Below are 12,386 nucleotides of genomic sequence, written 5' to 3'. Positions count from 1 at the left end.
GGAAATAGCGCGTTTGGCGCTTATCATCGCGGAATACCAAGCCGACGTGCAATATCGAGGGCCTAAAATGGCATTGGCGGAATTCTTGCCGCTTGATGCAGAGAACTGGATCACTTGCGGCAATGCACTTCGGCTCGACTGGCTCGATATCATGGATGCAGCTGGAACAGGTGTAAAATTCAATGCCGATGATCTTTTTTCTACACCGCTAGATCAAGCACAAATCGATTTCGAGAACGAGGGGGGCGAGACGTATATCTGCGGGAACCCGCCGTATCTTGGCTCATCTTTGCAGTCGGATGATCAAAAGTCGGATCTAAAACAAATTTTTGAAAATAAGACCGACAATTGGAAGTTACTGGATTACGTGGCCGGCTGGTTTATGAAGGCTGCCGATTTCGGAACAAGAGCGAATTGTGCCTCAGCATTTGTTGCGACTAATTCTATCTGCCAAGGCCAACAGGTGCCCACTTTATGGCCTCTAGTTTTTGAGACCGGTCACAAAATCAAGTTCGCCTATTCGTCTTTTAAATGGACCAACCTCGCAAGTCACAATGCCGGCGTGACGGTCGTAATCGTAGGCCTTACGAATGCACCAAAATCTTTGCCCGCCCTCTACTCGCTTTCTGACGAAGGCCAATTCATCCGCAAGGATGTTGAAAATATTAACGCATATATCGTTCCGATTGACGATGTGTACGTGGCCTCTGCAGCTAAGCCAATAAACGGTCTGTCTCCCATGGACTATGGCAGCAAACCTGCCGATGGAGGGGGCCTGGTTTTGAAGGCTTCGGAGTATAATTCTCTAACTGACCCAGCTCTAAAGCAATTTATAAAGCCGTATGTTGGCAGCGATGATTACATCGACGGCAAGCTTAGGTATTGTATTTGGTTAGATCCCGATACGACAGAATATGCATCCAGTTTCAAATTCATTCGCGACAGGATCGAGATAGTCAAACAATTTCGGTCAAACAGCACTAAGGCAAAAACAAAGGACCAAGCGAAAACGCCCTATGCTTTTTCTGAAATCAGGCATGGAAAAGCTTCAAACAAATACATCCCCCTAATAGTGCCAATTCACACCAGCGAGAATCGGCCTGCTCTTCCTGTAGGTGCTCTTGAACAAGGTGCTGTGGTGTCCAACGCAGCCTTTGGATTATACGACGCCCCTCTCTGGAACATGGCTCTAATAGCGTCGCGCCTTCATCTGATCTGGATTGCGACCGTCTGCGGCAAGATTAAAACCGACTTCCGGTATTCCAATACACTGGGCTGGAATACATTTCCGGTTCCTCCTCTGACAGAGAAAAACAAGTCCGACTTAACGCGTTGCGCTGAGGACATCTTGCTTGCGCGCGAAATCCATTTTCCAGCAACAATCGCGGATCTGTATGATCCCAACACTATGCCTGTCGAACTCCGTGCCGCCCACCAGCGCAACGACGAGGTGCTGGAGCGCATCTACATCGGCCGTCGATTTAAGAACGACACAGAACGGCTTGAGAAGCTGTTTGGGCTTTACACGGTAATGGCGGCCTCCAATGGAGCCAAAAACAAATCAAAGAAAGCGACAGCAACCGCATGAGCCCTCCAATTACCCATGTTCCATCAGTTTCGGTATCTTATGCTCGAACCGGGAGTTCGACTGCCGCCAACGAGTTTGGTATGCGCCCCATGCAGGAGCGTGCCTATGAGAAGCGTGGTGAGCAGTATCTGCTTATTAAATCCCCGCCGGCATCCGGCAAGAGCCGGGCGCTCATGTTCATCGCACTCGACAAGCTCCAGAACCAGGGCGTGAAGCAAGCCATCATTGTGGTGCCGGAAAAGTCTATTGGTTCGAGTTTCGCCGATGAAAAGCTGACAGAGCATGGCTTTTGGGCTGACTGGACGGTGACGCCCAAATGGAACCTGTGCAACGCCCCCGGCGACGACAACGGGGGCAAAGTAAATTCCGTTCAAGCCTTTTTGGCCAGCGACGACAAGGTGCTGGTATGCACCCATGCGACCTTTCGCTTTGCCGTAGAAAAGTTCGGAGTAGAGGTTTTCGATGACAGGCTGATTGCTATCGACGAGTTCCATCACGTATCCGCAAATCCTGATAGCCGGCTGGGGCAACAACTGGGCCAGTTTATGGCTCGTGACAAAGTGCACATCATCGCCATGACTGGTTCCTATTTCCGAGGCGACGCTGTGGCCGTGATGACGCCTGAGGACGAGGCCAAGTTCGATACCGTCACCTACACGTATTATGAGCAGCTGAACGGTTACCGATACCTAAAAAATCTGGATATCGGATACTCCTTCTATGCCGGTTCCTACGTCGACGATATTTTGAAGGTACTCGACCCAGCTGAGAAGACGATTATTCATATTCCGAATGTCAATGCTCGCGAAACGCCGGCTGACAAAAACACTCAGGTCGAAGATATCATGCGGGCGCTTGGAACGTGGGAGGGCACTGATCCGGCAACGGGTTTTCAGTTGGTGAAGACAGCCGAAGGGCGGACACTGCGTATTGCTGATCTGGTCAACGATGATGCAACCAAACGTGAGCGTGTTGCAGCGGCGCTGAAAGACCCGGCGCAAAAACAGAACCGCGATCACGTCGATATGATCATTGCCCTGGGCATGGCCAAAGAAGGCTTTGACTGGATTTGGTGCGAGCATGCGCTGACCATAGGATATCGCTCTAGCCTTACTGAGATTGTGCAGATCATTGGACGAGCCACACGAGATGCGCCAGGCAAGCTGCGCGCGCGCTTTACCAATCTAATTGCAGAGCCCGATGCAAGCGAACAGGCAGTAACCGAGGCCGTCAATGACACGTTGAAGGCGATAGCTGCCAGCTTGCTAATGGAGCAGGTGCTGGCCCCACGTTTTGAGTTCACGCCTAAAAACCCCGGCACGGGGCCCACACCGGGATTTGATTATGGCGAAGGCGGCTATGATCCGAATATATGCAATGTCGGTTTCAATGAAGAAACAGGCAAGATTCAAATAGAAATAAAGGGTTTGGCCCAACCCAAGAGTGAAGAAGCAACCCGTATATGCCAGCAAGATTTGAACGAGGTAATTGCGGCCTTTGTTCAGGATAAACCGACGATAGAGCGCGGCTTATTTGACCCTGAAGTGGTGTCAGAAGAGCTGACCCAGTTGCGCATGGGCAAGATCATCAAGGAGCGCTACCCGGAGTTAGCAGAGGAGGACCAGGAAGCGATCCGGCAGCACGCTATTGCCGCCATCAATCTCACCCAAAAGGCAAAAGAGGTCATTGTAGCCGGCGGCAGCACCGAAACCGCCAATACCGCCTTTGTGGACGGCGTGCGTAAATACGCGATGGATGTGCGTGATCTAGATATTGACCTGATTGATCATATTAATCCCTTTGGGACAGCATATGAAATCTTGGCAAAAACTATGAGCGAAGAAAGCTTGCGGCAGGTGCAGGCCATTATCAGCGCAAAACGCGTGACAATGACAGTCGAAGAAGCGCGAGATTTGGCCAAGCGCGCCCTAAAGTTCAAGCACGATCGCGGCAGAGCCCCGTCAATCACGGCCGTCGATGCCTGGGAAAAGCGTATGGCCGAAGGTGTGGCCTATCTGCAAAGGATGCGCACGGAGGCCGCCCGTGATTAAGACCTTTACTGATGAAGATGCTGCCCTGCTGGACGAGTTGGGCATAGAACCTGATGCAAAGCCTTCTGGCGGGCGCTCAGCCCGTGAAGAGCGGATCATCGCTGGGTTTGAGGAAATCCAGCGCTTTGTTGAGAAGCATGGTCGGTCGCCACAGCACAGCGAGGAGGGGGATATCTTTGAGCGGCTGTATGCGGTCAGATTAGACCGCTTACGCGATCTGGCTGATTGCCGTGCTCTTCTGGAGCCTTTCGATACCCAGAGCCTCTTAGCAGGACATGCCACGGCCGCTAAAGGCCCTAACCCAGTTGATTTGGACGACGATGCTCTTTTGGCCGAGCTCGGCGCCGAGACCCCTACACACGAATTGACAGAGTTGAAGCATGTCCGGTCTGCGAGCGACAAACGCGAGGCTGAGGAAATTGCTAACCGCCAGAAGTGCGAGGACTTCGAGAGTTTCCGTCCGCTGTTTGAGAAAATGCAACGTGAGCTGAAAGACGGTGTGCGTATTTCCCAGCAGTTCCGTCGAGACGCAGGATTTTTAAAAGCGGACATCGCCCAGGGTAACTTCTTTATCTTGAATGGCCAGACCGCCTATGTCGCCGACGTTGGTGAGCCGATTAAGGCCCCCAATGGCGAATACGACGCACGCCTCCGTGTGATCTACTCGAACGGAACTGAGAGCAATCTACTTTTGCGCTCCTTACAGCGCGCCCTTTACAAGGACGAGGCTGGACGGCGTATTTCAGAGCCGACTGCGGGGCCACTGTTTAGTGAAGAGCTGGACGAAGACGATCAAGCCAGCGGCACGATTTATGTGCTTCGCAGCAAATCAGACCATCCCCTTGTGAAGGCCAACCGCGAGCTCGTTCATAAAATCGGCGTGACAAGTGGCAGTGTAGAAAAGCGCATCGCCGGCGCAAACCAGCAAACCACCTATCTTCTGGCCGACGTGGAAGTTGTCGCGACTTATCAGCTTTTCAACATTAGCCGTGCAAAATTAGAGAACCTAATTCATCGCGTTTTCGATCCTGCGCGTCTGGAGATCGAGATCATAGACCGTTTAGGCCGGCCGATTGTGCCGCGCGAATGGTTCTTGGTGCCCATCTTCATTATCGATGAGGCGGTCGAACGCATTAAGAACTCCAGTATTGTGAATTATGTTTACGACCCAGCATCAGCGACACTGAAAGCGAAGAGCTGATGGAAATAATCACCGAGTTTAGAGCGCTTTTGACATAAAGGTATTTTGGCCTATAGTATGAAAATATTCCATAAGATATCTTATGCGAATGGGATATTTGGGAGTTCGCCATGACTGAAAAACACGTCCTGAATGAAGATAAAAGCTGCTCGAACAACGAGCCAACCATTACGTGCCCTAATTGCCATCACGAGATGAAGCTTACGGAATCTCTTGCCGCGCCTATGATTGAGCAGACGCGACACCAATTTGATCAGCGATTAGCCCTGAAAGATCAGGAAATTCAGAAGCGCGAAGCCTTTGTCCGCGAACAGCTGGAAGCGGTCGAAAAATCAAAGGCAGCGGTGGCCGATGAAGTGGCCGCACGATTGAAGTTAGAGCGCGAAAGGATCGCTACTGAGGAGGCAAAGAAGGCCCGCATGGCATTGGGTTCCGATTTAGATCAGCGCGTAAAAGAGGTCGCAGAGTTACAAAAGATAGTGGCCGACAAGGATGAAAAGCTTGGTGAAGCCCAGAAGGTCCAAGCGGATCTGATGAAAAAGCAGCGTGAGCTGGATGATGCACGACGAGAGTTAGAAGTGACCGTGGAGAAGAAGGTGCAGGAATCCTTGGTTTCGGTGCGCCATAAAGCCAGGCAAGAAGCCGAAGAAGGCTTAAAACTCAAGGTGACTGAAAAGGAAGAGCAGATTGCTTCTATGCAGCGGCAGATCGAGGAGCTCCGACGTAAAGCGGAACAAGGTTCTCAGCAGCTGCAAGGTGAGGCCTTCGAAATAGAGCTCGAAGCAGTATTACGCTCAAAGTTCCCTCGGGATATCATAGAGCCTGTACCCAAGGGTGAATTTGGTGGCGACGTGCTTCATCGTGTGGTTGGGCCGTCCGGCCAGATTTGCGGTACTATACTGTGGGAATCGAAGCGCACCAAAAATTGGAGCGACACTTGGCTGCCCAAACTTCGAGAAGATCAAAGAACGGCCAAGGCCGAGCTTGCCCTGATCGTATCCAGCTCACTGCCGAAGGGTGTGGAGACTTTTGACCATGTTGATGGGGTCTGGGTCACCGAGCCGCGCTGCATGGTCCCTGTCGCCCTTGCATTGCGCCAGACACTGATCGAGCTGGCAAGTGCCCGTCAGGCTTCGGAGGGACAGCAGACGAAAATGGAGTTAGTTTACCAGTATCTGACGGGGCCGAGGTTCCGGCACCGCATCGAAGCCATTGTTGAGCGCTTCAGCGACATGCAGGCGGATTTGGAGCGCGAGCGGAAAGCAACCACCCGCCTCTGGGCAAAACGCGAGGAGCAAATTCGCGGGGTGATAGAGTCCACGGTGGGAATGTATGGGGATCTTCAAGGCATCGCGGGCAGAGCCCTGCAGGAGATCGAGAGCCTCGATGTTTTCGCCATTGAAGCTAAATCCCAAGAGGCGTTTTAGCCATGCTGCTGAAAATCGACAGCGTTGAAGAGATCGGCCGCTTTGTCGTTTTAAAACACAAGGCCCCGCAATTCCATCGCCTGTCTCTCATCTTCGCTCGAAATGGATACGGGAAAAGCACGGTATGCGCTGTCCTGCGTTCTGCAACGGACCAGAACCCAGACCACATTAGCGCCCGGCGCCGGCTGGGGGCTGTAAACCCCTCCAAGATCCAACTGACATGGAAAAGTGGCCATTACGGCTTTTCAAGCGGTAGCTGGACCGCCTGCCCCGGCAAAATCTACGTCTTCGATCAAGACTTCGTTCTGCAGAACCTTCACATCGGGGAGAGTGTAACGACACAGAACAAGCGAAGTCTGTTGCCAGTCGTTCTGGGCGATGCAGGTGTCGCCATGGCTCAAAAGATTGTTGCTCTCGACCAGGAGCAGCGTGACTTAGACGCTAAGATGAAAACAGCGGCCGCAATAATCAGGGCAAAATTGCCTGTCGTCGCTATGGATAAAATGAGTGATTTTTGCTCCAAGGCAATTCCATCTACTATCGACCAGACCATCATTGAGACAGGGAAGAAGCTGGAGTTGGCTCGCAATACGGCAACGGTCAAACTGAAGCCGTCACCAAAGTTAATTGCTGTAGGCACTCTTGACGTACACCGTGAAGTTCTGGCTCGCACCCTGTCATCTGTGAGCGCCGATGCTGCTGCAAAAGTCCGACACCAAATTGAAAGCCATTCCTTCGGCAATCGTGGCATCCCGTGGCTGAAATTCGGCATCGAACACATCCATGACGATGCGTGTCCCTTTTGCGCCCAGTCTCTCAAAAGCTCCGAAATCATTTCCGCATACGATGCCTATTTTAGTGAGGCTTTTGCGCAGCTAATTCGTGATAGGGATGTAAACCTGGTGCAGCTGGACACCGGATTTGGCGAAGCAGGCGCCGCACTGTCGTCCCTTCTCGCTACTAATGCTGCTGACGTTACGTTCTGGTCATCGGTGTGCGAGTTGCCAGCCAAAATGTGGATATCGCCGGAAGAACTGGCGGAGTGCATTCAGACACTAACCGACCTCAAATCCCTTTACGCAAAGAAACTAGAGAACCCCCTTTCGTTGATTGACCTGGCTCCGAACGAAGAAAAGTTCGGCAAGGCATTCCAGATCATAGCAAACTACAACGCAGCGGTTTCCGCCTGCTTGTCCGCCATTGACACGGTGAAGGCGACCCCCGGAGCAGACCCGAAGGTAGCATCTCAGATCCACGACAGTTGGCTTGCTCTAAAGGCGAAGTCTGAGGAGCCCGTGAAGACGGCGGCCGAGGACTACAGGCAATCAGAAATTCGACGCGGCGACTTAGAGAAGGAAAAGAAGACGGCGCAGGAGGCTCTCACCCAGTACTCACTGACGACAATGAGTGCGCGTCAGACTACCATAAATAAACTGCTATCGGATTTTGGAGCCAACTTCTCTATAGTCGATGCCAAAGCCTCTTATGTCGGGCGTGAGCCCAACACGGATTTTGCCATCGCGGTGGGGTCGCACAAAATTAAGGCCGGCGAAAAATCACCGAACGAACCCAGCTTTAAGACTGTCCTGAGCACAGGTGACAAGACCACTTTGGCGCTTGCGTTCTTCATTGCTCAGGTAACCGCCGATCCCAAGCTAAGCGACGCGATTGTCGTGCTAGACGATCCGTTCAGTAGCCAGGACATAAATCGCCAATTTGAGACGACGAGCCGGATTCGTGCGATCGCATCCCAGGCCTGTCAGACCATCGTGCTCTCCCACGATCCTCGCTTCTTGCAAATGATTGAGCGCGACGCTCCCCAGAATGAAACCAGCACTTACCAGATCACCTGCGACGATGCCGGCAATGGCGACCTCAGGAGCTGGTCCTCGTCGAATGAATTGAAGACAATCTATATCCGACAGGCCGAGACTATTTTGGAATACGCAAAGCACGGGTCCCTTCTAAGCGGAGCTACCCATTCCTCGATTCACCAGGAGGTGCGGCCCTTCATGGAAGATTTTATCATGAACCGCTTCCCTGGCCGCTTCCCAGCAAGGACCTTTCTCAGCGACATGGCTGCGAGCATACGTGCGGCAGGTTCTAGCGATCCCCTTTTTGGCGACGTAGACGATATTGATGCCCTCAATGAATACACGCGTCCGAACATGCACGGCGGCGCGACGGTAACAGACCCAAGCGCGCTGAGAGCCCAGTGCAAGAAGGTTCAGCGCATCGTCGGATCCTACTAAAGAGCTTCACAGACCGTTTCACGAATTAAATCACCAGGTGCGCTTGTCGGTGCTCGGCTATATGTGATAATATCCTTTATGTCCTATAGAAACCCACCCAAAGGCATGCACTGGATTTGGACCTGGAGCGGCACCTGTTTCGGTTATCGCGAGGGCGATGACCTGTGGACACATCACGGCCACCATGTCGGCCGCTTCGATGGCAACGAGATCTTCGATCGCCACGGCGACTATTTGGGCGAGATCATGAATGACCGACTGATCACCCAGCGCGGCGCCAGCAAGGCTCGCCGGCCCAGCTACGCCCCGCCTGCGAACCGCACGGGCTACGTGCCATTTGTGGGCTACGTCGGCTACGTGATGTATGCCGGATATCACGACTTTCCGCCTCCGGAGACGTTTTGATGAAACGTGACATGGATCTGATCCGCGATCTGCTTCTCGAAATCGAGAAAAATGACGACGGGTCAGGCCACGTGGTCAAAGTTGAGGCCCCAGGCCATGCCAGGACCGAAGTGGTCGAACATCTCTTCATGCTGGCGGAAGCCGGCATGATCGATGTCCTGGATGCCTCATCCCATGACGGACGTGATGTCATGGTTATGCGCATGACTTGGAATGGCCATGAATTTCTCGACACCATCCGCGACCCTGCGATTTGGCGGAACACCAAGGATCGCGCCAAGTCTGTTGCCAGCGTCGGCATCGGATTTATATGGGAGATCGCAAAGGCTGAAATGAAGAAGCAGCTGGGGCTTCCATGAGCGACCTTTCCAGCAGCTACGTCATCAATGCCTTGGCCGAAGTGATTACGGGAGGCTCCCAGAACGACCCTACCCCGTCGATCGGTATTTATCGCTCCGGCTACAAGATCGAGAAATTCTTTGCCGAGCTTGGCCAGCGGTTCGAGATTGGCGGGAGATCGCGCGTGCCGGCGACGGTCGAGCACTTGCAGCTCCTCTCTTTCGACAAGGAAGCCGACAAGATTTTCAAGCGCATTATCCTGCACGTTGCGGATCCGCGAACATATATCAATGAGCCGGCCAAGACCCAGGCGGTCCATGACTATCTCAACCGCGTTCTTGAAGCGGAAGGCTATCTGCTCTCGATTGCCAACGGAAAGGCCCAGCTCGACAAGCAGGGCGATCCCGGTCTCACGGTCTCTGCCTTTGCATCGAAGGTGACCAAGCTCGACTTCGATACGGTCCAGCATGAGATCCAGCGTGCGCTGGCAAGCGTTGAGACCGATCCTGAAGATGCCGTGACGGCCGCTTGTTCCATTGTCGAAGCGGTTTGCCGCTCCGTGCTGATTGAGCTTCACCTCGATTTGCCGGCAAAGAAAGACATCGACGGGCTGATGCGCGCCGTGCAGGAGCCTTTGGGCTTGTCTGCCGGAAAAGCCGGCGTGCCTTCCGAGATCCAGCAGGATGTGCGCCAGATCCTCAGCGGCTTGACCTCTGTTGCCAAGGGCGTCGGCGCCCTCCGCACCCATGGTGGTGACGCGCACGGCCGCGAGAAAGGATTCAAGCGGATTGACCCGCGGATCGCTCGCTTGGCCCTTCATTCTGCCAGCTCGCTCTCATTGTTTCTCATCGAGACATGGGAACGCAAGGAACGCCGCGCGCTTCGCAACCACCCGGAGGTGGCATGACGCGCGATATCGCCCTTCTTGTCGCGGAATCTCCCCTTCCCCCGCTTGTGTATGCGGCCGGCGAGAAGGCCCGCATGCGTTTCGTGGATTTCTTTCTCTCGAATATCCGCAACCTCAACACCCGGAAGGCCTATGCTAAAGCAGTTGGCGATTTCCTGAGCTTTTGCGAACAGAATGGCGTCACGGCCCTTGCCGGCATTCAGCCGGTCCATGTGGCAGCCTATGTGGAGTTGATGACGCGGACCAAGGCCGCGCCGACCACCAAGCAACACCTTTCCGCTATACGCATGCTTTTTGACTGGCTTGTTCTTGGCCAAGTGATCCCCACCAATCCCGCGCATGTGGTGAGAGGCCCCAAGCATAGCGTGCGAAAGGGAAAGACCCCTGTGTTGGCACCGGACGAAGCCCGGCTTCTCCTGGATAGCATTGACATCTCGACACCCATTGGTTTGCGGGACCGCGCACTCATTGGTTTGATGGTCTATTCTTTTGCGCGCATCGGCGCCGCCGTCGCCATGCGGGTCGAAGATGTTTACGTGCAGCGAAACCGCTTCTGGATTCGTCTGCATGAAAAGGGCGGCAAATTCCATGAGCTGCCTTGCCACCACAATCTGGAAGACTATCTCCGGGCCTTCATTGACGGCCAAGGCCTGCGCAATGACCCGAAAGGTTTTTTGTTCTGCACGATCGGGCGTGGCACAGGTGTTTTGACAAAGACCCCCCTGCCCCGTGGCAACGCCTATGACATGGTCGTCCGCCGCACCATGGCGGCCGGTATCTTCACCAAGGCCGGCAATCACACATTCCGGGCGACGGGCATAACCGCCTATCTGAAAAACGGCGGCACGCTTGAGAAAGCGGCCACGATCGCCAATCACTCATCCACCAGGACCACGCAGCTGTACGATCGGCGCAGTGATGACGTGAACCTGGATGAAGTAGAACGAATCCTCATTTAGCGCGCTTGGCTAACCCTGGCCTTTGCCGTCAAGAGCCCGTGGCTCCGCACTTCGTTTGTGCGCCCGCGCCAGCTCTTGACCGCAGTCCAGGGCAAGCCGGGGGCTGATGATCGGCAATGCCGAAGTGTCGGCCTTGCCGCTGGGACGAATATAGAAATGAGGGGCAACTTGGATGACATTGCGCGGGTCCCTGTTTAGCTGAAACGAAGGCTGCGTTTGCGCATGGCGCCCTGCCCTGGGTGCATGAAGCCACCTGTCTGCGGACGATAAATACTTCAGCCAATAACGGCTCAACCTCAAAGATGAGATTTTTGCAAATGACTCAAGACCCATCCCTTTACCGCAGCCTTCACGCCCATACGTTGGAGATGATCCAGCGCGGCCATTCGCTCCTGGAAGACTTGGCCAAGGTGCCGACCACCCCGTCGCGCGCGGCCCTGGCAGCATCGACCGTCAAGCACATCGAAGCCCTGGAAGAAGAAGCCAAGGACTTGAAAACCAAAGGCTGGCCTCAGTAAGCTTTTCCTTCTCAAACATCCTAGCGGGGTCGGGGGGCGGCAATGAGCCCCCCGGCCTTTTCTTTTGCCGGAGCCGCCAGCTGCCGGCCGCTTCGTGCTGCCCAAATGGGCTTGGGGCTGACAGTGTCAGGGGCGTCGCCCAGGGCGCCAAGTGTTAAAGACCTTATGGCCGCGCATGATGACCCTGGGGTCGCGTTGACGCGGTTTTACCGCGGGTAACCTGACTCGCGGGGCGGAAGATCATGCCGGCACAGGGACGCGCGTCCCCGTGTATCTGCACGGTTTTTTGTGATTAGTCGAACCGGTATTTTGAGAAACACGAAACGAGCGTGGACGAAATCTCTAAATTGCCGGGATCTCATGAGTGTGAAACCATGAACCACAAACCACGGACTGCCAAATCGAAGGCCCGGAATTTCGGGACCTTCAATGGCGACAACTTGAGCGGCACAGGGCCCATGGCCATGGAGGCCTTCAAGCTTGCCCGCGTCAGGACCTATGGCAAAGAAATCAGAAGGACGATTTATTTGCTGCTTGGCATCTTCACGGCATTCCACCCACAAACCCGGACGTTTCTCCGGGACGACGTTTGGCAAGGCGTACTCTGCCCCCGCATCCCCGCGCTTTGCACCGCGTCCGAGCCTCGACCTCATCCAAGTGCAGGAAGCCCAATTCCTTTCCCTGGCGCAATATCACGAAAGGCGTGAGGAAATGCACGTGGCCACAGCGCCGGCAAGTG

10 protein-coding genes are annotated in these 12,386 nt (G+C 54.1%); all 10 read left to right on the top strand.

Going from position 1 to position 12,386, the window contains the following annotated elements:
- A partial coding sequence (locus tag F8B91_RS16835; RefSeq protein ID WP_348641816.1) for a class I SAM-dependent DNA methyltransferase occupies positions 1 to 1,588 on the top strand: 1,588 nt, incomplete at its 5' end.
- Positions 1,585 to 3,639, top strand: coding sequence for a DEAD/DEAH box helicase (locus F8B91_RS16830; protein WP_196505046.1), 2,055 nt, complete (start codon positions 1,585 to 1,587; stop codon positions 3,637 to 3,639). The genes F8B91_RS16835 and F8B91_RS16830, both read left to right, overlap by 4 nt.
- Positions 3,635 to 4,840 carry a GIY-YIG nuclease family protein gene (locus F8B91_RS16825; protein ID WP_348641817.1) on the top strand — a complete coding sequence of 402 codons (1,206 nt, stop codon included), beginning with the start codon at positions 3,635 to 3,637 and terminating at the stop codon, positions 4,838 to 4,840. Before F8B91_RS16830 ends, F8B91_RS16825 begins: the two co-directional genes overlap by 5 nt.
- 110 nt (positions 4,841 to 4,950) lie before the next feature.
- The gene (locus F8B91_RS16820) at positions 4,951 to 6,267 is read left to right on the top strand and encodes a DUF2130 domain-containing protein (protein ID WP_196505044.1); all 1,317 of its coding nucleotides are present in this window, start codon (positions 4,951 to 4,953) and stop codon (positions 6,265 to 6,267) included.
- Between the two features lie 2 nt (positions 6,268 to 6,269).
- Complete coding sequence (locus F8B91_RS16815; RefSeq protein ID WP_196505043.1) at positions 6,270 to 8,519, top strand: AAA family ATPase; 2,250 nt, start codon at positions 6,270 to 6,272, stop codon at positions 8,517 to 8,519.
- 105 nt (positions 8,520 to 8,624) lie between these two features.
- The gene (locus F8B91_RS16810) at positions 8,625 to 8,924 is read left to right on the top strand and encodes a 4-fold beta flower protein (protein ID WP_196505042.1); all 300 of its coding nucleotides are present in this window, start codon (positions 8,625 to 8,627) and stop codon (positions 8,922 to 8,924) included.
- Complete coding sequence (locus F8B91_RS16805) at positions 8,924 to 9,283, top strand: DUF2513 domain-containing protein (RefSeq protein ID WP_196505041.1); 360 nt, start codon at positions 8,924 to 8,926, stop codon at positions 9,281 to 9,283. The genes F8B91_RS16810 and F8B91_RS16805 overlap by 1 nt, the downstream gene beginning before the upstream one ends.
- Positions 9,280 to 10,170 carry an abortive infection family protein gene (locus F8B91_RS16800; protein ID WP_196505040.1) on the top strand — a complete coding sequence of 297 codons (891 nt, stop codon included), beginning with the start codon at positions 9,280 to 9,282 and terminating at the stop codon, positions 10,168 to 10,170. The genes F8B91_RS16805 and F8B91_RS16800 overlap by 4 nt, the downstream gene beginning before the upstream one ends.
- A complete protein-coding gene (locus F8B91_RS16795) occupies positions 10,167 to 11,129 on the top strand; it encodes a tyrosine-type recombinase/integrase (protein WP_196505039.1) in 963 nt (320 codons plus the stop codon). The genes F8B91_RS16800 and F8B91_RS16795 overlap by 4 nt, the downstream gene beginning before the upstream one ends.
- A 317-nt stretch (positions 11,130 to 11,446) precedes the next feature.
- Positions 11,447 to 11,647: a hypothetical protein gene (locus F8B91_RS16790; protein ID WP_196505038.1), complete on the top strand. Its 201-nt coding sequence runs from the start codon at positions 11,447 to 11,449 to the stop codon at positions 11,645 to 11,647.
- Positions 11,648 to 12,386 lie beyond the last annotated feature (739 nt).

This window comes from Aestuariivirga litoralis (assembly GCF_015714715.1).
GTDB classification, from domain to species: domain Bacteria; phylum Pseudomonadota; class Alphaproteobacteria; order Rhizobiales; family Aestuariivirgaceae; genus Aestuariivirga; species Aestuariivirga litoralis_A.
Note: the sequence above shows the minus strand (reverse complement) of the source record. Positions and strands in the feature narration are given on the sequence as shown.